The organism is Cylindrospermum stagnale PCC 7417 (genome assembly GCF_000317535.1).
Lineage (GTDB): Bacteria > Cyanobacteriota > Cyanobacteriia > Cyanobacteriales > Nostocaceae > Cylindrospermum > Cylindrospermum stagnale.
The window spans coordinates 4,838,920-4,863,596 of sequence record NC_019757.1 but is presented as its reverse complement, the minus strand read 5'-3'; the positions used below and the strand labels follow the sequence as shown (position 1 = coordinate 4,863,596).

Below are 24,677 nucleotides of genomic sequence, written 5' to 3'. Positions count from 1 at the left end.
ACGGCGACGACAAAGGTCGCCGGATAGCAAGGCTTCTTGGTGAATTAAGAATAAATGCTCGGTCTCTACAGTAGTGATACCCTGTGTTAGATTGAGCATACTGACTATCATTTTTCCCCTCTGGCATAGCTGTCATTATGGTGATTACAAAAAGTAGGCTTGTTTTGGGTGCTACGGTGGTAACGCTCTCTACAATTGTTGTTACTAGCCTTGGCATTCACTCGCGTGGTCAGGCTTTATTTAAAGAAAGTCCCAAGGAATTGGTGGACGAAGTTTGGCAAATCGTGCAGCGCCAATATGTAGACGGCACTTTTAATCAGGTTGATTGGCTGGCTGTTCGTAAAGAATATTTAAGCAAACCCTACAGTAGTCAGCAGGAAGCTTATAAGTCCATCCGGGAAATGCTCAAAAAGATCGGCGACCCTTATACCCGGTTTATGGACCCAGAGGAATTCAAGAATATGCAGGTGGATACGTCTGGAGAATTGACAGGTATTGGGATTACTATCAGTCAGGATGAAAAGACGAAGCGTTTGGTTGTAATTTCGCCGATTGAGGATACGCCTGCCTTTAAGGCTGGGATTCTATCTAAGGATGTCATCCTTAAAATTGACGGCAAAAGTACTGAGGGAATGGATACAAACCAAGCGGTGTCGCTGATTCGCGGGGAAGCAGGAAGTCAGGTAAGTCTGATTATTCAGCGTAACGGCCAACAAAAACAGTTTGACATTAAGCGATCGCGAATTGAAATCCATCCTGTGAAGTTTTCCCAAAAGCAAACTCCCGCAGGCAATATTGGTTACATCCGCCTGAACCAGTTCAGCGCCAACGCTGGGAAGGAAATGCAAAATGCAATCAACAATTTAGAATCTAAAAAGGTATCTGGATATATTCTGGATTTGCGTGGTAATCCTGGCGGTTTACTCTTCTCCAGCGTGGAAATTGCCCGGATGTGGCTGAATAAAGGTATCATTGTCTCCACCATTAACCGCCAAGGTGAGCAAGAGCGGGAAGTGGCAAACGGCAAGGCACTGACAACTAAACCGTTGGTGGTATTGGTGAATAAAGGTTCAGCTAGTGCCAGCGAAATCCTTTCAGGAGCCTTGCAGGATAACAAACGTGCCGTTTTGGTGGGTACGCAAACCTTTGGTAAGGGTCTAGTGCAATCGGTGCGACCGCTGGAAGATGGTTCAGGACTGGCGGTGACTATTGCTAGATACCACACCCCCAGTGGGAAAGATATCAATAAGCATGGCATTGATCCAGATGTGAAAGTGGAATTGACTGAGGCTCAGTTACAAGAATTGTGGCTAAATGAGCGTGATAAACTCGCTACACTAGCAGACCCCCAATTTGCCAAGGCGGTGGAAGTGCTGGGCAAACAAACGGCTAATAGCGCAACCTCAACGGATAAGAATTAAAAATTTTGATTTTGAATTTATTGCGGTTGGCACTTGCCAGCCCTAATTAATCCTACACGACGTGCGATCGCTTCCTGCGGGGCACAGCCCATCGCTTCTCCTTGATTCGGAAAAGGCCCCCACTGTTCAATAATTTCTGAGTTATCGTCCTCAAGTTGTTTGCTGGGGATGATTTCGCAGTTTCCAGCGGAGCGTTTGACAATATACCAAGTTTGTGTATCAGTCATGGTGGAGATGGGGTTGTTAGGATAAATAATAGATTTTTATCTCACGCAGAGGAGCCAGCGCGTTGCGGGGGTTCCCCCCGTCGTAGCGACTGGTGTCGCAAAGGCGCAAAGAAGAACGCAAAAGTTAGCAATTGGGATAATAGTTATACTTTACCGCTTTTTGAATTGGGAGTGGTTTACATAATGCCTTCACCGTTTCCAGGAATGAACCCCTATTTAGAATATCCTGAACTTTGGCCAGAAGTTCATCATTGGATTATGACTTTTATTGCTGAGTTATTAATCCCAAAATTACGACCAAAGTACAGAATAGCAGTAGAAAAACGGGTATATCAAATGACAGATAGCAATTCTGTTTTAGTTGGTATACCAGATGTAACCATAGGACGATATTTAATAAGTACAAAAAAAGAACCGTCTAATATTGCTGTAGCTTCACCACCTGCTAAACCCCTGACGGTTAATATCCCTATGCCTGAAGAAGTGCGGGAAAGTTACCTTGAGGTGCGGGAAGTGGGGACGGGGGAAGTTGTGACAGTAATTGAGGTTTTATCGCCAAAAAATAAGCTGACAGGGGAAGGTAGAAAGGCTTATGAAAATAAACGTCTACAAGTATTAGGAAGTTCAACTCATTTAATAGAAATAGATTTGCTGAGTGGTGGTGAACCTATGCCAATTTTGGGTAATCAAATTCAGTCAGATTATCGAATTTTGGTTAGTCGCAGTCAATTACGTCCCACAGCAGAATTATATCCTTTTAATTTACAAGAACCGATTCCCGCTTTTTTGTTACCTTTACGCAAGGGTGATACAGAACCGATAGTAGATTTACAAGCTGTGATACAGGATTTATTTGACCGTGCTGGTTTTGATTTAGCTATAGATTATAGTCGTGAAGCAGTTCCACCTATTGCGGAAGCTGATGTTGCTTGGGTGAATGATTTATTAAAAGAGCAAGGGTTGCGGTCATGACCCCGCTTCCATTCCTCTCCCCAAAGCGAAGAGAGAGGCTTAAAGATATTATAATTTTATTGGGTAGAGGTTTGTTGAATTCACGTTGAGTTATATCGACAAGAAATGATAAAAGTGACATTAAATAAATTGAGTGAGAAGACTATCTGTAATGACTGTGCTTTTTATGTTGAGGTAAAAGGTTCTACAGAATGCATTCATCCTGATGAATTTGAGGTGAATTGTTCTACTGTCACTTTTTGCAGTTCATTCCTCCCAGCAGTAGAAGTTGATAGTCCTTGTGTGACTTTCGATATTATGGAAAATATACATTTGTAGCCTTATGACTATTCCTATTCAGGGTACATTTAACGAGTACGAAATTGAGGAAATACATCTTGAAGATATAGCTGATTTAGATCGTCTTGTGGCTGAACGATTTAATTTACCTCTCCGTCCATATTCTACAGATATTAGAGTAGTTTTGGAAATTGTTATTGATAATTTAGAGAATTCTGAAGAGCCTTATTTTAGTATTTTTCGTTCAGAGGAAGAAGCTTTTCCTAATACACCTTTTGGTGTAGGTTTTGAAAGGAAGTTATGGAATTATGGTAAAACTGCACCTTTGGCGATTTGTTTGGGTGCGCTATTTTCGCTGAAAGGTGTGGAAGTAGTGCTTGCTGATGATGAATAATCGTTGTTTTTTTGGTAAATTGGGGAGAAATCGAAGTGATATCAAGCATACTATACTAAAAATATCTCTCAGCACAAGATTTCTTGTATGACATTAGCATCATTAATTCACAAGCAGTATGTTGAGTATCGAGAAACCGGTTATTGGATTAGAGATAGCCGTGTTTCCTTAGATTCCGTGGTTTATGCTTTTTTAAATGGTACGCCACCTGAAGCGATTGTACAGAGTTTTCCTGTGTTAAATCTGGAACAAGTTTATGGTGCGATCGCATTTTACTTAGCAAACCGGGAAGCGATTGACAGGTATTTAAAGGAAGGTGAAGTGGAGTTTGAGAACCTGCGTCAAGCTGCACGTATAAAAAATAGCGAATTATATGCAAAGTTAGCTGCTGCAAAAGGCGATTTTCAATGATAATTCGCTTTCAAGCAGATGCTGATGTTAACCAAAATATTGTCACAGGTGTTTTGCGACGTGAACCAAAAATTGATTTTAAAACAGCTTTAGCAGCAGGTTTGGAGGGTTTGCCAGATAGAGAAGTGTTAGGAATTGCAGCAACAGAAGGGCGAATTCTTATTTCTCATGATCGCAGAACGATGCCCCTACACTTTGCTGAATACGTCACAAATCAGACAAGTTCCGGTGTCTTGATTGTCACTCAGGATATAGCTATACAGGAAGCCATCGATAGTTTAATCCTAATTTGGGCTGCTTCAAGTGCAGAAGAATGGGTTAATCGGATTGCATTTGTGCCTTTTTAGAGGCTGGAAGTGACAAATCAAAACTAACAGAAGGCAGAGCCTTCTATAATACATTCCCAGGTAGAACCTGGGAACGAGACAAAAATGCCGAACGACTAGAAGTCGCGGCTACAAGAACGAAGTCTGCAAGTTTAGGTTGAGTTTTGTGTCTAAAAATTTACTTATTTGTCTAGGTGACGGTGATAATATAGGTGATACTATTGAGTTTCATTTACTTTCAGGAAATATTGAAGAAGCTAGTAAATTTTCTTCTCAAGTAAAAACTGCTATTGCCAAAATAGCAGAGCTTGTGAAGGATGAAATAGGAGCATCTCTAGTTTATGTAGCTGGTGACGATATATGTTTTGTTGTGTCAGCAGAGAAAAATATTAAAGATTATTTAGTGAAATACTCCAATTTCTTTCTCAAAACTACTGGAAAAACGATCTCATTTGGTGTCGGGAGAAATTCGGTAGAAGCATTAATTTGTCTCCGGAAAGCTAAAGTCTCAGGTAAAGGTCATGTAGTTACATTTGGGGGTACATCTTGAAGGAATTGTATATTTTTGTTACCACTGACAGACCAGATCAATATCTTAATCCAATTGTACAATGTATTTTAAGAGGTATAACCCGTATTGTATTTGTCCAAATTGAAGACTCTAAGATAGATCAAGTTCAACTTAACTTACTACGCTCGAATGTTTATGATTTAATCAGAAATCTTTCAGTAGGATTATACAAATATTATTCAGGTAATCTGAAGGATACTTTATTTGCTTTAGATTCTGAGTATAGCTCTGATGAACTGGCTAAATTAAAAGCACAGTATCTTCCTGTATTAACAGATAATATTAAGTGGGATATTGAAAGAATTAGATATCTTGACTTAAGAAGAAATATATCCTTATTACATAAAAAAGGAAGAGCAAATATAATTTTTGATGTAACTTCAGTAAGTAAAGTTTATATTGGAGATATACTAGCTTGTTGTTTGTTGGAAAACATTGACACAGTTTACACTTTTGAATTATTAGTAAAACCAGATTTTAGTAAACCTTGGAAATTGCTTATTCACGATTTAGAAGAAGGTAAACAATATAGATATTTAAATTTAGTAGAAACACCAATATTTAAAGAAAGTTCTAAAGATATATTAATTCGGACAACTCCTTTAATAATTTCAATAATTGGGACAGCTTTATTTGTAGCCTTGACACTAGCAGCAACTTTTGCGTTTGGTAATAATAGTGCTATTACACAAGTGATCAGTACTGTTGGAACAGCGTTAGGGATTACTTCATTTTTCCTAATTTACTTCCCTATACGAGGCAAGTAGAAAGAATATTTGCTAAAAGTGAGTAATATTGTGTTGTGTCGAAACAGGTTTATCACTTGATACTTTTCCGGTTGACTCTCCCTTCACCACAGATGAATCTTTAAATCAAGACTTTTTACCCGAACAACATTAATTTTAGGACTTAGGCACTGTACAAATTTATCCTTGTTCTAGGCTTTTAAATGGGTTGATGATGCGTCAGGGGACGCATCCTACTTGTATTTTTGCTGGTGCGGTTGAAATTAGGTCATAAGAATTATATTTGAGTAGGCAAATGACCAAATGGGCCGCATTTTGTTGAAAAATTCTTCAAAGGAAAATTTAAAGTCTTTATCATCATCATATCTTCTGATGTATTCTTCAACCTCTATCGAAGGTAACCCCCACTCTAACAATAGGGTTGTGATCTCAAATTTATCAACGTAACCGCTTCTATCGATATCAATTTGATCGAAAATCAATCTAGCTTTTTCTTCGTTGGTAATATTTTTACCTTTAATCAGATGTTCATTTTTCAGGTTTTCTCTTTTCAGTCGTTCCTTCACTCCTTTAATTTGCCAAATTTTTTCATAAAATTCAACAAAGCTAAATCCGTCTAACTTGGTATTTCGAGAAATAAAGTTATCGATAAAAGTGTCTGGCACTTGCCACTCATGCCAAAGAGTTCTCAATTCTTCTTTATCTAAAATTCCACTATTATCTTTATCCAATTTAGCAAAAAGTGCTGCTGCTACTGTTTGATCATCAAGTTCATCTAAATTTATCGCCAAATGCTTACTTAACCATAATTCTTTAGCATCTTCATCAATTAAGGTTTGTCTTGCACTTTCTTTTGTCCAACTGAGCCATTCTGCTGCTGTTGGATTCATAATCAATTTGTACAAAGCGTTATAGCCAATTACAAAAATGATAAATAACAGATTGCCTGAAGCACCCAATACAGAAGGTAATATCAATACTCCGGCTGCGAGAATTGAGGCTGAGTAAAGATTATTTTTGAACAATCCGGCAACTGTAAAAATCAAGTAAAAGACTCGACACCAAACGTATATACACAGAACCAAAAATGTGTTGAGCAACCAAAGAGTTGAATTAGGTTCTAAGAGCAGATGAATTGCACAATACAAATGTAAAGTTACAACGAATAAATATCCGGGAATCATTGCACTCTTGGCGCCAAAAACGATCGGTGTTTGGTAAAAAGATGTACTGACATGACCGATGATTGCTGATAGCGCCATGATGATGGCGGGGATTTCTGGACTACTACTAAAAAAGGCAATCACACCAAAGAGAACTTCTATAGTTCCAGAGATTACATGAATTTTGATTGATAAATTCCTTTTTGGTAGCATCAGGAATTTTGGATGTGGTGGGTTGGTGTAGTGGTAGTATAAAACGTAAAAGTTACATAGAAACGATGCCACACACAAAGCTAGTTTTTGATAATATTCTGCCTCTGCACCTGTATAGGTAGTACTAAAATAAAAGCACGCTAGGGCATAAATGCTAACAGGCAAAAGCAGTAGCAAGTTTTTTAGAGATATTGGCATATCTACTCTTTTTTGATTTAATTTTTTGTAATTATCTTTGTTAGATTAAATACCATTCTTTTTTTACTCTTGTCAATAAATAAATTAAATTGGCAGTGTATTAAAACATCTTCACCAATAACGTTAGCTTGATAACAGCAGTACGAAGCGAACTTTTAGCTAGCTTGTTGTCAAGAGCAGGTTTTTTGTGATTATCTATACTTACAGCAATTGTCAGGTAAATAAACTGTCCAACAAAAATTCAAACCCCTGTAGAGACTTTGCATGCAACGTCTCTGGTCTAAATAGTCGAAAATTGCTGTAAGTTACGATAATTAGGGAGGTTTATCAAATAAAGGACACCCGCAAGAGGTGTTTCTGTATAAACATTTCACTTGATTCTAGATAAATCTAGGACTTAACGGACAGGAGATAGCAAATCTGGAGTATGGTTTGTGTCTGTAAAAATCATGATTTGTGCGTTAGGGAACGCACCCTACAGGTGGTTCTCTAACGCATCAAAAAAGCCTAAAAAGAGGGGAATTTGCGACCGTGCGTAAGTTCTAAAATCTTAAATTACTTACCGTTGCCATTCCCGCCATTACTACCATTGGTGAGAATGCGTTCAGCAAGCTTTTCTGGAACTTCTTGGAGATGATCTTGTTCCCAGTGGAAAGAACCAACGCCAAGAGTTAGCGATCGCAATTCTACGATAAAATTCTGCATCTCTGCTTGGGGCAAAAATGCAGATACATTATCCCAACCTTGCCAATCATGTCTGCCTTCATAGCCCAAAATCTGCCCCCGTCTACCACTCAGCAGTTGCAACACCTTCGAGGTAAACTCACTGGGAGTAGTCACCAATACCCGCAAAATCGGTTCTAACAGCGTTGGTTGCCCTTGGGGTATACCAGTTTGCATTGCTAGACGCGCAGCTTGTTTAAAAGCCTGTTCTGAACTATCAACGCTGTGATAAGAACCATTTGTTAAAGTTACCGCTACATCCACCACCGGAAAACCCAAAGGCCCGTGTGTGAGAAATTCCCGCACACCCATTTCTACCCCTGGTATATATTGTCTAGGAACGACACCACCGACAATTTTTTCACTAAAGTTAAAACCTGTACCTCTGGGTAATGGTTGAATATCGAGAAAAACATCACCAAATTGCCCGTGTCCACCGCTTTGGTGTTTGTAGCGTCCATGAACTGAAGCTACAGGTTTACGGATGGTTTCTTTATAAGGTACTTGGGGTAAATGCGTGGACATCGGCAAATTATACTTGCGACGCAGTCTATCTAAAGCGACTTGCAAATGTATTTCCCCTTGTCCCCAGAGAATCACTTCGTGGGTGTCGCCGTGTTGTTCCCAAGCGAGTGAGGGATCTTCTTCTAATAGTTTAGCGATCGCACTGCTAAGTTTAACTTCATCGTTGCGTTTTTCTGGTGTCACGGCTAAAGCAAACACAGGTTCTAGCTGTTCAGCTTTCGGTAACTCCCTCACAGGCTGCACTGTAGAAATTACATCCCCAGTTTTTACCGATTCCAAACGACTCAAAGCGACAATTTCACCAGCACCAGCTTCATTAATAAACTGCTGTTGTTGTCCCATCAAGCGGTAAATACCACCTGCGCGAATACCGTTAAGTAACATCCCATCAGTTAAGGTACCCTGCCAAACACGCACCAAAGAAAGTTTCCCACCTTGGGGAGTATAGTAAGTTTTCAGCACCTGCGCTACAGGAGTATCAGAAATTTTGCCTAAGCGCCGTTCCATTGTGGTTTCTGGTTCTGGTGCTTCCCGCAGCAAAGCATCTAATAAAGGTCTGACACCATAATCTAGTTCCGCCACACCAAAGAAAACCGGCACAACTAAATCAGCGCCTAATTCCAATTTTAAATCTTGGAAAATTTCCTCTTGGGGTGGTTCAATGTCTTCTAAAAGTTCTTCCAATAAATGATCGTCAAAATTTGCTAGGGCTTCCAGCATTTGGGACCTGGCTATATGTTCTTCTTCTTTTAGGTTTTCGGGAAAAGGAATTTGGTCAGCAGGTGCGCCGAGACGATATTGATAAGCCTGTTCACTCACCATATCAATAAATCCTGTCAGTTGCTCACCCTGCATGATGGGGTATTGGTGGGCGACTAAAGGACGGCTAGAAACGGCTTTTAGGGCGTGTAATGTCTCGAGAACGTGAATGTTTGCCCTGTCCATTTTGTTGACAAAGACGAGATGGGGAATTTCCCAGTCGTCGAGGAATTTAAATAGCGGCGCGAGGGTGAGAACTCTGTCGCGTATCGGTTCGCAAACGACAATTGCGGCATCGACTCCCATTAAGGCGTTGTAGGTCTCTTGGGCGAATTCCACTGAACCCGGACAGTCAATAAAGGTAAAGCGAGTACCGTTATATTCAGTACTCGCTGCACTTACCTCTACACTCATTCTGCGATCGCGCGACTCATTCGCACTATCCCCCACTGTGTTGCCATCCTTTACAGTGCCTTTCCGGGAAATCGCCCCTGTGACAAATAACAAGCTTTCTAGTAAAGTGGTTTTTCCACTCAAATAAGGGCCAACAATTGCAACATTCCGCGAACCCGATTTTACTTTTTCGTTCATAAAACCTCCTCTGCGGTTAAGCAACGCTTACCTGCATTATCCTGTGTATTTCCGGGATAAATTCAGAGCTATTCTTCAGGGTGAATTATCCCTTCTTTAACTTGTTATTATCCTCCCTTTAATCTGAAGCACAAAAAATTGTATTCTGTTGTAAGATTTAGCTTAAGAAAAGTTAAGAACTTCTAATTTAAATTCTGAATTAAATACTTTTGTAAACGAATTCAGCTATCACATAACTTTTTATCGAGGAAACTAATCAAAAAGTGTTACAAATCAGCAAAATCATGAAATTATCCTTCTTTAAATATCCCTCATTCCCTTACACTTCCATTACCCCGAATATTCTCTCAATCCCCCCATACAGACCTCGTTTGTACAACCATCCAAAATCATTCGTCAGATTCTCTCTTCCCTATTCTCTTGGCGTCCTACAGCCCTTCGGGCATCGCTGCTGCGCGGGCGTCTTGGCGGTTAGTTCAAAAAGAATTTTCACAAATCACAGAAGATGGCAACCTAAAATATTAAGTTTGCTCTTAGTGAGTGCAAGCATCCTTTACCCTTCACTCCAACACCCGTTACTGGCACAAACTGGCAATCAAGCTGCCACAGACGCATTAAATCAAGGCTTACAGGCGATTCAGACCGGGAAAGTGCAAGATGCGATCGCCTTTTTTCGCCAAGCAACCCAGTTAGATCCGACATTAGCACCAGCACAATATAATTTGGGTTTAGCACTGCGACAAGCGGGACAATTACAACCTGCGGCAGATGCATTTTATCAAGCAACCCAGGCAGATCCTCAGTTTGCTGCCGCTTTCGCCAATTTAGGCGGCGCATTATTAGAAGGGAATAACTTACAGTTAGCCAACGATTACTTACAACGGGCGATAGAACTGGAACCCAAGCTGGGCTTTGCTCACTATAACTTAGGCTTGCTAGGAGAGCAGCAAAAAGATTGGCAAAAGGCGATCGCCTCCTTTAAAAAAGCCACAGAATATAGCCAAAACGCCCCGGAACCCGCCTACCACTTGGGAGTATCTTATCTCCAACAAGGTAAAATTGACCAAGCCAAAGAAGCCTTTAAAAAAGCAATCAAAATCAATCCCAAATATCCAGAAGCTCACTACAATCTTGCCTCAATTTTGTTCAATCAGGGCAAATATCCCGAAGCCTTAGCAGCTTTCAGAAACTCAGCCACAGCTAACACTAACTATGCCAACGCTTATTATGGTGCAGGGTTAGTTTTTATCCAGTTAAAACAGTATGCTGAAGCGGCGCAAGTATTCCAATATGCCAAAGATTTATTTAATGCTCAGGGTAATCCCCAGTGGGCAACCAAAGCTAATCAATGGTTGCAACAAGCACAAACTTTAAATTACCAACCTCGCTGAGGCGCAAAACCTTAATACTGCTTAATATTAAGATAATTGGGTTAAAAGGCTGGTGTGGTCTGAGCTAGTCCTAATAGGAATGGAAATGTACAAGCAAAAGCGCTTCAAGAGTCGGTTTTTATTTTACGATCGCTGGCTTGACCGGCATTCAATAGTTCGTAACATGGAGGCTTTCCAAGACTTAATTGTGATTGTCTTGTGTTTTGGATTGTTCGCCGTCATGTTGATACAATTGTGGGGGATATTTACCGCTCTTTCCCAGTCACTAGACTATAAAACAGTGACAGCAAAAATACTCTTTGTATTGATTTTAGTGGAGTTATTTCGCCTCCTGATGGTCTACTTACAAGAACATAGTATTTCTGTGGGAGTAGCAGTAGAAGTAACAATTGTATCTTTGCTACGGGAAGTAGTGGTTCACGGCGCCCTAGAAATTTCTGGAATGCAAACAGCAGCCATTTGCGGCTTATTGTTAATTTTGGGTGGGTTATTAGTAGTATGTGCAAAAACGCCACACATGGATTGCATCAGTGCTAATACAAAATTTTGCCCGCTGACCTATTCAGATAGTAGTGACCGGGACAGCAATCTAGAATTTCAGTATTCACGTAACTGTGATGAAAATCAGCCGCTGGCGTAAATCAGCCAACAGAAAGATTAAATGACCGTATTAGCGTAGCACGGCTAAATTTGTTTGTGCATGATGGTTTTCTTGTAGAACGGGCGTCTCGCCTGTTCTACACGGCGTTAGCGTAGCGTCACGCAGTGCGGTATCTATCCTTTCGACTCCGCTTTTAGGCAGATGAATGACTCCTTGGGGATGAGTATAAATTTATTAGAAACCTAAGGGAGCGTAAATATATGACTACTACAGGTAACGGACATTCTGAAGAACCGATTAGCAACTTGGAATACGACTTTGTCACCGTGTTGCACAACAAGGCAGAAGCAGTTAAGGCTTACGAAATTTACATTCAAGATGCACAGCAAGCTAACTCCCAGCCTTGTGTAGAATTGTTCCAGAAATTGCGGCAGTCAGAAATTCAGCAAGCGCAAGAAGTTCGCCACCATCTGCAACAAGTGATGGCACAAGGCAGGATGTAATACCAATTCAAAATTCAAAATTCAAAATTCAGAAAGCTTGATTTAATAGGGTTTCCGGGCTTGTATCTGTCACATTGTTTTTTCAAATTGGTCTAATTAGAAAGCTGCTTGCTGCATCTTCCTAAACTGGAATCTGAATGACAAATTCTGCGCCCTCTCCTGGGGAGGAAACACAGAGTAGCTGGCCACCATGTTTTTCTACGACAATTTGATAACTGATTGACAAGCCCAACCCTGTACCTTGTCCAACGGGTTTGGTAGTGAACAGATGGTCAAATATCTTCTGCTTCACTGCTTCAGTCATCCCCAGTCCGTTGTCCTTGATGTATATGCGTGCCCACTGTCGATCCTGAGATAGTTCGGTGCGGATGATAATTCTCTTGGGATTAGTCTGAATTGCTTCGTAGGACTGCCCCTGAATCGACTCATCTATGGCATCAATCCCATTGCCTAGCAGATTGAGAAATACTTGGTTGAGTTGTCCAGGATAGCAATTGACTAGCGGTAAATCTCCATATTCTTTGCTCACCTCAATCTTAGAACGCCGATTATTAGCTTTGAGGCGATGTTTCAAAATCATTAAGCTGCTGTTAATCCCCTCATGCAGATTAAAGGCAACCTTAGTTGTGGTATCTGCCCGTGAGAAGATTCGTAAGGAGGTGCTAATTTCGCAGATGCGATCTGTGCCAGTTTTGAGAGAGGTGATTAACTGGGGCAAATCTTCTATCAAGTACGGCAAATCAACCGCCTCGATTTGGGCGGCAATTACTGGTGCAGGCTGGGGATATTGCTGCCGATAGAGTTCCAACAGACGAATTAAATCTTGAATAAATGCTTCGGCATGACTCAAATTACCTGTAATAAAGCCCAGTGGATTGTTAATTTCGTGGGCGACTCCAGCCACAAGTTGACCAATACTCGCCATTTTTTCACTCTGCACAAGCTGGAGTTGGGTTTGCTGGAGAAGTTGCAGAGACTGCTCAAGGTGCAAAGCGCGATCGCGTTCTCTCACTTCCGATGCTTGTAAATCCTGGTATAGCCGGGAATTTTCCAAGAATATAGCCGCTTGGGAGCAATGGACTTTAATCCGTGCTAGTAGTTCATCTTTGGAGATTGGCTTGGTTAGGTAATCATTGGCTCCTGCCTCGAAGCCAACCACCAAATCAGAAACTTGGTTCCTGGCAGTTAGTAATACAATCGGTAACTCCGATGCTTGCCAGGTTTGGCGAATTTGGCGCGTGACGTCATAGCCTGTCATTCGCGGCATCATCACATCTAGCAAAATTAAATCAGGTTTCAGTCCGCCCTCCAGTATAGCTAGAGCTTCAATACCAGAAGCCGCCTCGGTAATTTCATAGTTGTAAAGGGATAAATGATTGACTAAAACCTGACGGTTGACTGGTTCATCATCCACAATCAGGATTGACCATTCAGGGTTGTTTGTTGCAGGTTGTCTATTTTTAGCGATCGCATCTGGCGCTGCATTCGGCGCAATCGCCTCAGCTTCAGAAACTAAAGAGTCATGCACAGGGGAAAATTGATATCTGCTGGATACCAAAACACCCTGACTGCTAACCTCCGATATCTGGCTAACTGGTAGGGTAAAGGTAAATCGCGAACCTTGATCAATCACCGATTCAACGCGAATTTCTCCACCGTGCAACTCGACCAACTTCTTAGAGATAGCTAGCCCCAAACCTGTACCACCGTAAATCCTGGCTGTAGAACCATCAGCCTGCTCAAACGACTCAAAAATCCGGTCTACTTTCTCGGATGGGATACCGATGCCAGTATCAGAAATGGTGATGGCAATCTGGGATTCTTCCCCATCTACCTCGCTACTAATTAACTGTGCAGATACTTGCACGCTGCCACTGTCAGTAAATTTAATGGCATTCCCAATCAAGTTATATAAAATTTGCTGGAGGCGATTTTCATCCGCACTCACCAAAGGCAAATCGTCGGGAATCGCGTTTACCAGTTGTAGATGCTTTTTATCAATCAACAGTCGGTTAAGGGTCAATACCACTTCGACAATTTCTCGCACCGCTACAGGCTTGAGTTGCAGTTCAATTGTCTGGTGTCTGAGTTTGGAGAAATCCAGAATATCATTCACAAGTGTCGCTAATCGCCGACCGCTACTGGCAATCATCGCTAGATTAGAAATTGTGCTAGCTGGCAGTTTACCTGTCACCCCATCAATCAGTGATTCGGCAATGCCAATAATCCCATTCAGCGGTGTCCGGAGTTCGTGGGAGGTGTTGGCTAAAAATTCATCCTTGAGTTTATCGGTTGCCTGGAGTGCTTCCTGGGCCTGCTTGAGTCTGGCTTCACGTGCATAAACCTCCCCCGCCATTACATTGAAAGAATGTGCCAGTCTTCCCAGTTCATCAAGTCTTGTGGTATCCAGTTGGATATTGAAATCGCCGGCTGTAATCTGATCCGTTGCCACAATTAAGTTATTTAGGGGAGATGCAACCTGTTGACGGAGGACAAAGCAGAGTATTGTCACCTCAATCAGCAGGGAAAGCCAGCCCAAAATGAGTATAAAGCGGGCGTTATCGAAAGCCAAACCCGCCAGTATTGATTTGGGAAAGACTGTGACAAAGTACCAGTTGGGAATGTCAAGTTTGGCGATCGCTAAATACTCGTTATCCTGAAAATTTTCCACCACTACCTGTCCAGGTTTCAGGTCTTTCACCAACTGAAAAATCCGCACCAGATGTGGATCTCCAGAATTAAGAATATTAAATTTTCCTAGCTTTTGCTTGATCTCATCCCCCTTTTCTGGATGGGCAATCAAGCGACCATCTCCCCGAAAAATCATGTTGTAAGTGCCTTGCAACCGATCTTTCAAGGTGCGATCAAGCAGTTCATTCAAAACAATATCGTGTCCTACGGTGGCAATCTGCTTGCCCTTAATATCGATTGGTGTTTCACAAGAGACAGTCCAATCTCTAGCAACCTGATCGTAGTAGAGTGCTGTGCAAACTGTTTCACGGGCTGGATTATGCTTTTTGTCAGCAATCCAAAAATATTCTTCTTTGGGAATGCCTTGGTCAGCAGTGGCATTTTCTGCCCAAGGGACTTCTGGCCAGTACATCACCATGAAATTTTCTGGAGCATTAATATAAGTATTTTGAAAGCGGCTACGCCAAGAGGGGCCGTAAGTCATCACCAGGTCATAAAAAGTGAGGACGCGATCGCGAATTTCTGGGGTGATGGCAAGATTTTTGTCAATGAAAACACTCGGTTGACGGCTGCGGTCAAAGCCTTTGGGTTGATTACGAATGACACCATCAGGCGATCGCACCAACAACCGCTCAAAGTCTGATTGGCGATTGTTAACCTCATCCAGTCTTCGCCGCAAATCTTGCTCCAACACAGCATGGTTGTCTTTTGTCAACAGAAAAATACTACTTTCCCGCTGTCCCCGTTCGGTAATATATTTCTCTAGCTGTCTCTGAGTCTGGCTTTCCAGAGTAGACATTATATGTAAGTAACTTATTCCCGTAGATCCAACGATCACCAGGGCAATCCTCACCGCCATCTTGATCAAGGTTTCACGGGTGATTGATCCCTTCATCTTGAAGACAAGTTTTTCTGGAAATAAGGACATGCGGTGTATGGAGGTATGAAATTTTTATTGTGATCTATCTAATATAAACCACAGCAACTCTATCGAGTTACCGTATAATTAATTATTACAGGTAATTGCTGAGGAATTTCTCTGTGTCGTATCGTCAATCAAGTAACTGGCATTCCTGGAGGAATACGCGCAAATACTCACTCTCAGGTATGTTGAATCATCTATTTCAGTTATCTCAAGTATTGAAACGACCTAGCAAGCGAGCCTTTACCATGCTGCTAGCAGTCAGCCTTGGTTTTTGTCTACTCATCTCTGCCTGCAAAAAAGATACAGACTTGGCAGAACAATCCCTGAATAGCCAGACACAACTGGTGAGCCAAAAAAACAAACCCATTGAACTTAACATAGTCTCCTTTGCCGTCACACGAGCAGCTTATGCAAACATCATTCCCCTATTTCAACACAAATGGCAGCAGGAACAGAACCAAGAAGTCAGGTTTCGGCTCAGTAATGCTGGCTCCAGTACTCAAGCCAGTGCTGTAGTCAATGGACTCCCCGCCGATGTAGTACATCTAGCACTGTCACTAGATATCAACCACATTCAGAAAGCTGGTTTAATCCAACCAGGTTGGGAGCAAGAAGCACCAAATCATAGCATTGTCACCAGTACAATCGGTGTCATTGTCACCCGTGCCGGCAATCCTAAAAACATCCGCACTTGGGCAGATTTAGGTAATACTGGGGTTTCTGTAGTCACTGCTGACCCAAAAACATCAGGGATTGCACGCTGGAATTTCTTAGCTTTTTGGGGTTCAGTCACCCAAACCGGGGGAACAGAAGCACAAGCATTAGACTTTGTTACTAGGGTTTATGAAAATGTCAACGTCTTAGCCAAAGATGCGCGAGACGCAACCGACATCTTCCTCAGACGCAAACAGGGAGACGTACTCATCAACTATGAAAACGAGTTAATTCTAGCTTCCCAAGAAGGGTTAGCAAAAGATAACTTTTCCGTAATTCCCCAAATCAATATTTCCATCGACAACCCCATTGCAGTAGTAGATAAAAATGTTGACCGTCGGGGAACACGACAGGTAGCAGAAGCCTTTGTAAAGTTTCTCTACACCCCAGAAGCACAGCGAGAATTTGCCAAAGTTGGATTTCGACCATTCAACCCCACCTTAGTTCAGGAGTTTTCCCGCAAGTATCCCCCCATCAACAAATTATTTACAGTTCAGACATTAGGGGGTTGGAGTGCTGTCCAAGAGAAATTCTTTAAAGACGGCGGAGTTTTTGACCAAATACAGGCATATATCCACAGCCGAACCGATTAAAACCTTTGCTGCCATTAGCTCCTGGGTTGAGTAGAGCGAAAATTCTACATGGGATTTTTATCAAAAAATGCGATCGCCCAACCCCAAGTAAAACCTACAATATATATAAAACATCAAAATAAATAGAGCAACGTAAATAATTAAAGGTTTGTAGTAAGGGCTTTAGCCCTCTCTATCTCCTGTGGTTGACGCTACGCAGCCACTCACTACGAGCTAATTTCAACATTTTTTACTTTACAAAACATAGTTTGATTTCTTTTCACCTACTTACTACCCGTAGGGTGCGTTCCCTAACGCACAAATTAAGACATTTAATCACACAAACAATACTCCATATTTGCTACTTCCTGTCCGTTAAGTTCTAGAAGTCTAAAAAATCATCGCATCCCAATTCAAGATTATAAAAGACAAGGTATTCGCTCAACTTAAGCAAAAACCCTTTTAAAATCTCGTTAAGAGTCTCCGACTGGGAATGCAATCAGTGCGGCTCTGCCGCTAGAGACGAGACGCAGCAGCAGCCAATTAATATCTTTATGTATCCTCATCTAATGCTTCTGTTTGCTGCTGCAATGCTTCACGAATGTCTGACAATAAATCAAGATTGCTCTCTAGTTTTTCCAGCATTGCCAGCGATACTTCTGTATTAAACGCGGGAAACTCTGCTTGTTGTGCAAGAGATTTAAGAACATCAAACAATGTTTCCTTATTGCAATACAGAAGCTTCATTATATGCAACATTTTTACAGTAAGTGCTGCATTTTGTGTATCTGGGTGTTGTTCGCCTAAACTTTTTTGATATATCACCAACGCTTGTTTAGAAAAATTTTCAGCTTCTGCATATTGATTTTGCGCTTCATACAATATTGCTAAATTGTTGAGACTCGTTGCCACATTAGGATGGTCTTGTCCCAGTTGGCGTTTTCTGATTTCTAAAGATTGCAGATAAAGAGGTTCTGCATCGCTGTAGCGTCCTTGGGATTTGTAGAGTGATGCTAAATTGTTGAGACTCGTTGCCACATCGGGATGGTCTTGTCCCAGTTGGCGTTTTAAGATTTCTAAAGATTGCAGATAAAGAGGTTCTGCATCGCTGTAGCGTCCTTGAAATTCGTAGAGTGCTGCTAAATTGTTGAGACTGTTTGCCACATCGGGATGGTCTTGTCCCAGTTGGCGTTTTTTGATTTCTAAAGATTGCAGATAAAGGGGTTCTGCATCGCTGTATCTTCCTTGAGATTTGTAGAGTGCTGCTAAATTGTTAAGGCTGGTGGCTAAGTCTTTCTCTAAATCTAATTCTTTTTGCACTTCAACAGCCTTGCTAAAACACTCAATTGCTAATTCTTGTTCTTTTCTGTAATCCTGATACTCTCCCTTATCTAACCTTCTTCTATAAATATTTCCCAGACTGAAATACAAAGTAGCCAAACTCGAATCTTTGATTCCCTCTTGTTCCTTCTGGTAGATAAACTGTCTTAAGTCCTCTATCGGCAAAAAATAGGGATTTTCATCATCAAAACCCGATAATTCACTTTCAATTAAAACAGAATGTATGGGTTCTAGTTCTCTACTAGAAACAGTATTCTTCTTTCTCGAAACAAAGTGAAATACACCAGCACGCCAACTCCAGAAATCAGAAGCTTTTTTAATCAATTTACTCAAAATCTGGTTAGTCACCCAAATAACAATTGGATAAGGAAAATCGCGCATAGCTTCCCTCGTCCACTGTAAATAACCGAAGAAAATCTCTTGTTCTGACCTTTCCTCCCCCATTCTGAGAAAATAAAGCTGTTCAGCACCCGTTACAGTTATGACAGCCTTTCCTCCCTGACGCAGATATTCTTCACTTTGTACAAGTTGGTAAATAGCAGCCTTGAGACTCGGTTCACCCCGTGCCAATGTCACCCGATAAAGGCGAAATTTAGACTGTAATTCTGCTTCATACTTAGCAATAATCTCATCACGAAAATTAGCATCATCACAAACAGCTATTAGCAAACTCAAACCAGATTCTTTAGCTTGAATGCTCACAATCAAATCATCATAAGCATCCAAATTTTGCTCATCATCAGCATCAAATAGTTCCTTGGCTGCCATTTATCAACCCCTGGTCTCTCAAAAGTTCTACAACAATTGGGTGAACATCATACCAGTTCTTACGATTGCGGTATTCCAAAACATAAAGTCCGTGTAGTAAATCTAAAAATGCAGCTTCCTTGGGGTCATCAGGCATAAAATTTTCATAAGTATTTTGCAATATGGCATAATCAACCTTACCCAAAGGAACAGCGAAATCATTACGGATGTTATTTACTGCTTCATCCAAAATTTGCTCGTTAATCACCACAATTTGTCCAGGTTTACGCCGGATTAATCGCAGACAAATTCGGCAACATTCGTTAGCAATTCTAATCAACTCCCGCAAGACACCACCGCTATTTAAAACAATTTTCTCCGCCGCTTGCGGTTCTATAAGTTCATCGGCAATCCGCTTTTGTAATATTTCACATAAAACATCCTTTGCTTCAGCACGAGGCTGAGGGTTAGGCTGACGACTTTGCGCCTTTTCAAACAATTTTAAAACAGGCATCACTACAATTTGGTCATTAGTCTCCGTCTCAATCAGCTGTCTGAGAAACTTGTCTCGTAAAACCGCGATAGGTATTGTGTAAATAATCCTAAAACCTGGTAGGCATAAAGCTTTAATATTGTCACGATAAATATCATCAACCCTTGCCAATTCTAGTTTATCTAAATCATCAATAATCACTAAAACCTTTTTTTTATTTTTAAGACTTAATTCAATTACATTAGCGATATCATTAATACGGGCGACTAAATCTGAAATTTTGCGCTCAAATTCTTGTTTGATTTCATTGCGAACAGAAGCATTAACTTTTAACGCACCTCTAAACAATTTGAGCAAATCAAAACCTGTAGATGCTTCCGCATCTAAAGTTTCAGTTTCTGTTTTAATTCGAGTTGCAAACCACTTATAAAAAGAATCTTTTGTAGATTTAGGAATTTCTACTTGGCATGCTTCCGCCTCATACATTAAGTTGACTGCAATAGCAAAAAGGATATTGACATGGTTAACATCTGACATTTCAATAGTGTCTGAAATAGAAAATGAAACCACAAAATAACGATCATCCAATCGCCTTTTAAATTCATATAACAATGTAGACTTACCACAACCGCGATGTCCCGTGAAGATAATTTTGCCATCACCATTAGGACTGTCTTCAACTAATTGCTCTAACTCTTCAATTACCTCATTACCATAATCCACTCGGAATTTATCTAAGTCATTCTGATATTTGAGTGGTAACAGTTCCAAATTTCGATATGCTTCCTGAAACGCTTTTAATAAATCTTCAGACATTGGCTATCACTGTATAACGTCCTATATATTCATATCATCGCGCATCCTTGCCGAAGTAAAAATCCCTCCTCTGTGTTCCTCTGCGCTTCCCTCCCCGTCCCTTTGCGTTTAAAACATTACCCCTAAAAAATCCTCGCTCATGTTGGGTTTCGTTCCTCAACCCAACCTACTTCTACCTTTCCTTTGCGCCTTTGCGTGAGACATTCAAAAACAATACCCCTCTCCGCCGCCGGAAAGGGGTTAAAAAATCACCGCTGACACACAGCACCCAGCACTACTTAATAAGCATCTTGCAACTCGTAGAAATCAGGCGAGATGTAATCCTTACGCAACGGCCAACCTACCCAATCTTCCGGCATCAAAATCCGCTTCAGATTTGGGTGTCCTTCGTAGATAATGCCGTACATATCGTAAGATTCGCGCTCTTGCCAATCCGCCGTTTTCCAAATCCAGTACAGTGAAGGCACCGTGGGATTTTCCCGTGGTAAGAACACCTTCACCCGCACTTCTGCCGGTCTATCAGCATTATCACTGATTTTAATCAAGTGATAAACACTCACCAAATCTTGTCCTGGCCCCAAGTCAATGCCAGACTGAAACTGGAGACAATTAAACCCGTAGGCATACAAAGCTGTAGCAGTAGGTAGCAAAAAATCAGCCGCCACCTTAATAATCTCTACTCCGTTAGCATCGGGTGCTAAAGACTCATGGTCAAAACCATTTTCCGCCAACCACTGGGAAACAATACCGGCTTGGACTAGAGCTTCTGCCGCTGCTGGGACTACTTTCGATTCTTCATCAGCCACGGTATTCTTCCTCCTTTTGTGTCTTTGCTGTCAGCAGCGCCGGGGGTATAGGCATACCAATTGCTTCCGCCAATTCCTTTGGTGGTGTGTAGCGAGTCTCTGACTGCAAATACTTACCAGTTAAAATTTCTTCCACTGGCTTCAGGTTATGGGTTGTGCTGTAGTAGCGATGGATTTGCTTGATGTTACCCCGCTCTTGGATTGAATCATTAGCGATTTTCTTCCGCAGCTTAATAATCGCGTCGATAATCGCTTCCGGACGGGGAGGACAACCAGGCAAGTACACATCCACGGGAATCAGTTTATCAACTCCACGCACAGCCGTGGGGGAATCAACGCTGAACATCCCGCCAGTAATTGTGCAAGCTCCCATCGCAATCACATACTTCGGCTCAGGCATTTGTTCATAAAGACGCACCAATTGCGGTGCCATCTTCATGGTAATTGTCCCGGCAGTAATGATTAAATCGGCTTGACGGGGGCTAGAACGGGGAATTAGTCCAAAACGGTCAAAGTCGAAGCGAGAGCCAATTAAAGCGGCAAACTCAATAAAGCAGCAAGCTGTACCAAATAACAGCGGCCACAGACTAGAAAGCCGCGCCCAGTTGTAGAGGTCATCAACCGTAGTCAAGATGACATTTTCAGAAAGGTCTTGAGTGACCTTCGGACGCTCAACGGGGTTGATGATGCGCTCTTGATCCTGGGTGGTTAAGTTAGAATTCAAGACCATTCCAAAGCTCCTTTACGCCATGCGTAAACTAAGGCGACTACAAGAATTGCAATAAAAACTAGCGCTTCCAGAAATGCCAATAGCCCCAAACGGTGGAAAGCCACCGCCCAAGGATATAAAAACACAGTCTCCACGTCAAAGACGACGAAGACTAGGGCAAACATGTAGTAGCGAATGTTGAACTGAATCCAGGCCCCACCGATGGGTTCCATCCCGGATTCATAAGTGGTGCGCCGTTCTGGGCTGGAACCACTGGGTCGTAGGAGCTTGGACGCTGAGAGCGCCAGGGCAGGCACTAGGCTACAGATGATTAGAAAGCCTAGAAGATACTCGTAACCGCTGAGGACAAACACAATGAATATCTACCGCTTAGGATGTAATTAAGGCTGTAACGTTCTTTTACATTATATCTTTTTGCCTTTTCTGAAATCTGGGAAACAGACGCGCTGAAGGTATTTGATTCGTTTTTGGTAGCGATAGAAAAGCCTAACAGTTATGTCATAATTTGTAACGTATATTTAATATTCCCCCCCTCTTCGAGGAGCTAGCCATGAGCGAACAAGCTGAACAAGCTGTTGAGACTCCAGAGTTAGACCGCTACGAGTGTCGCTCCTGCGGTTATGTTTATGAACCTGAGAAGGGAGATGACAAGCAAGATATTGTCTCAGGTACACTTTTTGCAGAACTACCGGCAAATTGGCGCTGTCCAGTTTGTAATGCCAAGAAGGTCGCTTTTGCCAACATCGGCCCTGCGGGTACAGCATCCGGTTTCAAAGAAAATTTAGGTTTCGGTCTCGGTGTCAACACGCTGACACCAACCCAAAAGAACATTCTGATCTTTGGTGCTTTGGCCCTTGGGTTTTTGTTTTTTATCAGTCTCTACGGCTTACAATAAGACCCGCTATCTTTTATACCCAGTCTCTAGGACGGCTATTGCCATTCAGGTATACCTTTTAGAATTCATCGGGACTTAAATGCGGCCTTTAACAATCTGAGATTGAGAATGCAATCTCTGGGTATTCAATCCCTAGACGCCGCTCTTGATCTAATGGTACAAGAGCGGATCATTCACAGAACCCCGACAAAAATTTAGAAAAGACTAAGAAATACTGATGCATTCAATTGTGAGAAGTTGGCAAAGAATGTTTGCCCTGTTGATAGTAGTCCTAGCTTGTATAGGTTGTAGCAAAGTCCCCTCTATCAGTTCTAACCCTTGGCAGGTGGTGAATGTGCCTACAGAGGCAAAGCTGTTGGATATTGCCTTTACTGATAATCCACAGCATGGCTATTTAGTTGGTAGTAATGCCACCCTTTTGGAAACAAATGACGGTGGAGACACTTGGAAACCTTTAAATCTGGAATTGGATGACGCCAGGTATCGCTTTGACTCAGTAAGTTTTGCTGGGAAAGAAGGTTGGATTGCGGGAGAGCCTTCGCTGCTGCTACACACTACTGATGAAGGTCGTAATTGGTCGCGTATTGCCTTGAGCGAAAAGCTACCCGGTAATCCAATTGTGATCAAGGCGCTGGCTGAGAACACAGCTGAGATGGCTACTGATGTGGGAGCAATCTATCAAACCACAGATGGCGGGAAAAATTGGAAGGCTCAGGTGGAAGCTGCGGTTGGTGTGGTGCGTAACTTGGAACGTTCTGCTGATGGTAAATATGTTGCTGTTTCTGCTAAGGGTAGTTTCTACTCGACTTGGGAACCGGGACAAAATGCTTGGGTACCCCATAACCGCCTTAGTTCTAAGCGGCTAGAAAATATGGGCTTTGCTGACAATGGGCAGTTGTGGTTGTTAGCACGGGGGGGTCAAGTTCAGTTTAGCGACACCACTAAACCTGATGAGTGGCTAGAAGCAAAATATCCTGAGTTGTCTACTAGCTGGGGTTTACTGGATTTGGCATATCGCACACCTGATGAAATTTGGATCGGTGGCGGTAGTGGTAATTTGCTGCGGAGTACCGATGGTGGTAAAACCTGGGAAAAAGACCGTGAAGTGGAAGAAGTAGCCGCTAATTTTTATAAGGTTATTTTCTTGAAGCCTGATCAGGGATTTATTATTGGCGATCGCGGCGTTTTGCTAAAATACCAACCCACTGTAGAAACAGCTTCTCAACCAGAGGCAGCTTAGGTATTTATGCTAGTTTCTGAGAAGGACGTTGCAACTTGTAACTCTTTCTAAACTTTGTAGGATAATAAACTCAATAATAGTCTTTGAGAGGGTAGTGATTTAAATGGCAGGTACCACCGGAGAACGTCCGTTTTCGGACATCGTTACCAGTATTCGTTACTGGGTAATTCACAGCATCACCATCCCAGCTTTGTTTGTTGCGGGTTGGCTGTTTGTCAGCACTGGTCTGGCTTATGATACGTTTGGCACACCCAGACCAGATCAGTATTTCACACAAGCACGGCAAGAAGTGCCAATTGTGAAGAACCGTTTTGAAGCTAAAAAGCAAGTTGACCAATTTATCGGAAAGTAGTTTGAAATCATGACTAGCGGTAATAATATCAATCAACCAGTTACCTATCCCATTTTTACGGTTAGATGGATTGCAGTTCATACCTTAGCTGTACCAACCGTATTCTTTTTGGGCGCGATCGCCGCAATGCAGTTTATTCAACGCTAGGAGCAACTCATGGAAAGATCGCCTAATCCAAATAATCAGCCGGTTGAATTAAACCGGACTTCGCTCTACCTGGGACTATTACTCGTTTTCGTGCTGGGGATTCTGTTTTCTAGTTACTTCTTTAACTAACTGGAACTACAGTTGTTACTTTTTGTTGATTTAGTTTGTGTTGATTAGTTATTAAGGGAGGAGAA

General features: G+C 41.8%; 26 protein-coding genes. 17 read left to right on the top strand and 9 right to left on the bottom strand.

All coding sequences use genetic code 11. The annotated features are described in order from the left end of the window. Nucleotides 1-137 precede the first annotated feature (137 nt). Nucleotides 138-1,421: a carboxyl-terminal processing protease CtpC gene (ctpC, locus tag CYLST_RS20390; RefSeq protein WP_015209634.1), complete on the top strand. Its 1,284-nt coding sequence runs from the start codon at nt 138-140 to the stop codon at nt 1,419-1,421. Nucleotides 1,422-1,438: 17 nt separating this feature from the next. Here ctpC and CYLST_RS20385 read toward each other — a convergent pair whose 3' ends face one another. Next, the gene (locus CYLST_RS20385; protein WP_015209633.1) at nt 1,439-1,648 is read right to left on the bottom strand and encodes a DDE transposase family protein; all 210 of its coding nucleotides are present in this window, start codon (nt 1,646-1,648) and stop codon (nt 1,439-1,441) included. 183 nt (nt 1,649-1,831) lie between these two features. Between CYLST_RS20385 and CYLST_RS20380 the strand changes: the two genes are divergently transcribed. The 7 genes from CYLST_RS20380 (at nt 1,832) to CYLST_RS20355 (ending at nt 5,368) form a co-directional block, all read left to right on the top strand. Beyond that, nucleotides 1,832-2,620: a DUF4058 family protein gene (locus tag CYLST_RS20380; protein WP_015209632.1), complete on the top strand. Its 789-nt coding sequence runs from the start codon at nt 1,832-1,834 to the stop codon at nt 2,618-2,620. A 105-nt stretch (nt 2,621-2,725) separates the two neighbouring features. After that, nucleotides 2,726-2,938, top strand: coding sequence for a hypothetical protein (locus tag CYLST_RS33550; RefSeq protein WP_015209631.1), 213 nt, complete (start codon nt 2,726-2,728; stop codon nt 2,936-2,938). A gap of 4 nt (nt 2,939-2,942) precedes the next feature. Then, the gene (locus CYLST_RS20375) at nt 2,943-3,293 is read left to right on the top strand and encodes a hypothetical protein (protein WP_015209630.1); all 351 of its coding nucleotides are present in this window, start codon (nt 2,943-2,945) and stop codon (nt 3,291-3,293) included. Nucleotides 3,294-3,380: 87 nt separating this feature from the next. Then, the gene (locus CYLST_RS20370; RefSeq protein ID WP_015209629.1) at nt 3,381-3,704 is read left to right on the top strand and encodes a DUF433 domain-containing protein; all 324 of its coding nucleotides are present in this window, start codon (nt 3,381-3,383) and stop codon (nt 3,702-3,704) included. Beyond that, nucleotides 3,701-4,051 carry a DUF5615 family PIN-like protein gene (locus tag CYLST_RS20365; RefSeq protein WP_015209628.1) on the top strand — a complete coding sequence of 117 codons (351 nt, stop codon included), beginning with the start codon at nt 3,701-3,703 and terminating at the stop codon, nt 4,049-4,051. Before CYLST_RS20370 ends, CYLST_RS20365 begins: the two co-directional genes overlap by 4 nt. 145 nt (nt 4,052-4,196) lie before the next feature. Further along, entirely contained in the window at nt 4,197-4,580 is a 384-nt protein-coding gene (locus tag CYLST_RS20360; RefSeq protein WP_015209627.1) for a mCpol domain-containing protein, read from the top strand. Then, complete coding sequence (locus tag CYLST_RS20355) at nt 4,577-5,368, top strand: hypothetical protein (RefSeq protein ID WP_015209626.1); 792 nt, start codon at nt 4,577-4,579, stop codon at nt 5,366-5,368. Before CYLST_RS20360 ends, CYLST_RS20355 begins: the two co-directional genes overlap by 4 nt. Nucleotides 5,369-5,610: 242 nt before the next feature. On the opposite strand, the gene CYLST_RS20350 is transcribed toward CYLST_RS20355, so the two are convergent. After that, the gene (locus tag CYLST_RS20350) at nt 5,611-6,654 is read right to left on the bottom strand and encodes an EF-hand domain-containing protein (RefSeq protein ID WP_245587410.1); all 1,044 of its coding nucleotides are present in this window, start codon (nt 6,652-6,654) and stop codon (nt 5,611-5,613) included. Between the two features lie 822 nt (nt 6,655-7,476). Beyond that, nucleotides 7,477-9,519 (bottom strand): elongation factor G, encoded by a 2,043-nt coding sequence (locus tag CYLST_RS20345; RefSeq protein ID WP_015209624.1) that lies wholly within the window; start codon nt 9,517-9,519, stop codon nt 7,477-7,479. A 536-nt stretch (nt 9,520-10,055) separates the two neighbouring features. Between CYLST_RS20345 and CYLST_RS20340 the strand changes: the two genes are divergently transcribed. The 3 genes from CYLST_RS20340 to CYLST_RS20330 all read left to right on the top strand — a co-directional run bounded on the left by CYLST_RS20340 (nt 10,056) and on the right by CYLST_RS20330 (nt 12,014). Continuing rightward, the gene (locus CYLST_RS20340) at nt 10,056-10,910 is read left to right on the top strand and encodes a tetratricopeptide repeat protein (protein ID WP_245587409.1); all 855 of its coding nucleotides are present in this window, start codon (nt 10,056-10,058) and stop codon (nt 10,908-10,910) included. Between the two features lie 85 nt (nt 10,911-10,995). Next, a complete protein-coding gene (locus CYLST_RS20335; RefSeq protein ID WP_015209622.1) occupies nt 10,996-11,550 on the top strand; it encodes a phosphate-starvation-inducible PsiE family protein in 555 nt (184 codons plus the stop codon). Between the two features lie 221 nt (nt 11,551-11,771). Then, nucleotides 11,772-12,014 carry a hypothetical protein gene (locus tag CYLST_RS20330; protein WP_015209621.1) on the top strand — a complete coding sequence of 81 codons (243 nt, stop codon included), beginning with the start codon at nt 11,772-11,774 and terminating at the stop codon, nt 12,012-12,014. 121 nt (nt 12,015-12,135) lie between these two features. Here the strand turns inward: CYLST_RS20330 and CYLST_RS36565 are convergent, their stop codons facing one another. After that, entirely contained in the window at nt 12,136-15,600 is a 3,465-nt protein-coding gene (locus CYLST_RS36565; RefSeq protein WP_051056139.1) for an ATP-binding protein, read from the bottom strand. 212 nt (nt 15,601-15,812) lie between these two features. On the opposite strand from CYLST_RS36565, the gene CYLST_RS20320 reads away from it, so the two are divergent. After that, complete coding sequence (locus CYLST_RS20320; protein WP_041233186.1) at nt 15,813-16,937, top strand: sulfate ABC transporter substrate-binding protein; 1,125 nt, start codon at nt 15,813-15,815, stop codon at nt 16,935-16,937. A gap of 531 nt (nt 16,938-17,468) precedes the next feature. Here CYLST_RS20320 and CYLST_RS20315 read toward each other — a convergent pair. The 5 genes from CYLST_RS20315 to ndhC form a co-directional block, all read right to left on the bottom strand. Continuing rightward, on the bottom strand, nt 17,469-19,025 hold the full coding sequence (locus tag CYLST_RS20315) for a tetratricopeptide repeat protein (protein ID WP_015209618.1): 1,557 nt from the start codon (nt 19,023-19,025) through the stop codon (nt 17,469-17,471). Beyond that, nucleotides 19,003-20,313, bottom strand: coding sequence for an ATP-binding protein (locus CYLST_RS20310; protein ID WP_015209617.1), 1,311 nt, complete (start codon nt 20,311-20,313; stop codon nt 19,003-19,005). Before CYLST_RS20310 ends, CYLST_RS20315 begins: the two co-directional genes overlap by 23 nt. A 278-nt stretch (nt 20,314-20,591) precedes the next feature. Next, complete coding sequence (locus CYLST_RS20305; RefSeq protein ID WP_015209616.1) at nt 20,592-21,119, bottom strand: NAD(P)H-quinone oxidoreductase subunit J; 528 nt, start codon at nt 21,117-21,119, stop codon at nt 20,592-20,594. Further along, nucleotides 21,112-21,849: a photosynthetic/respiratory NAD(P)H-quinone oxidoreductase subunit K gene (gene ndhK, locus CYLST_RS20300; RefSeq protein ID WP_015209615.1), complete on the bottom strand. Its 738-nt coding sequence runs from the start codon at nt 21,847-21,849 to the stop codon at nt 21,112-21,114. The genes CYLST_RS20305 and ndhK overlap by 8 nt, the downstream gene beginning before the upstream one ends. Continuing rightward, on the bottom strand, nt 21,840-22,202 hold the full coding sequence (ndhC, locus tag CYLST_RS20295) for a photosynthetic/respiratory NAD(P)H-quinone oxidoreductase subunit C (RefSeq protein ID WP_015209614.1): 363 nt from the start codon (nt 22,200-22,202) through the stop codon (nt 21,840-21,842). The genes ndhK and ndhC overlap by 10 nt, the downstream gene beginning before the upstream one ends. A 197-nt stretch (nt 22,203-22,399) precedes the next feature. Here ndhC and CYLST_RS20290 point away from each other — a divergent pair, with 197 nt between their 5' ends. The 5 genes from CYLST_RS20290 (at nt 22,400) to psbL (ending at nt 24,612) form a co-directional block, all read left to right on the top strand. Further along, a complete protein-coding gene (locus CYLST_RS20290; protein WP_015209613.1) occupies nt 22,400-22,744 on the top strand; it encodes a rubredoxin in 345 nt (114 codons plus the stop codon). 217 nt (nt 22,745-22,961) lie between these two features. Further along, entirely contained in the window at nt 22,962-23,984 is a 1,023-nt protein-coding gene (locus CYLST_RS20285; RefSeq protein ID WP_015209612.1) for a photosynthesis system II assembly factor Ycf48, read from the top strand. A 103-nt stretch (nt 23,985-24,087) separates the two neighbouring features. Beyond that, entirely contained in the window at nt 24,088-24,336 is a 249-nt protein-coding gene (psbE, locus tag CYLST_RS20280; RefSeq protein ID WP_015209611.1) for a cytochrome b559 subunit alpha, read from the top strand. Between the two features lie 9 nt (nt 24,337-24,345). Continuing rightward, entirely contained in the window at nt 24,346-24,483 is a 138-nt protein-coding gene (gene psbF / locus CYLST_RS20275; protein WP_015209610.1) for a cytochrome b559 subunit beta, read from the top strand. 9 nt (nt 24,484-24,492) lie between these two features. Further along, nucleotides 24,493-24,612: a photosystem II reaction center protein PsbL gene (gene psbL, locus CYLST_RS33545; RefSeq protein WP_015209609.1), complete on the top strand. Its 120-nt coding sequence runs from the start codon at nt 24,493-24,495 to the stop codon at nt 24,610-24,612. Nucleotides 24,613-24,677: the final 65 nt, after the last annotated feature.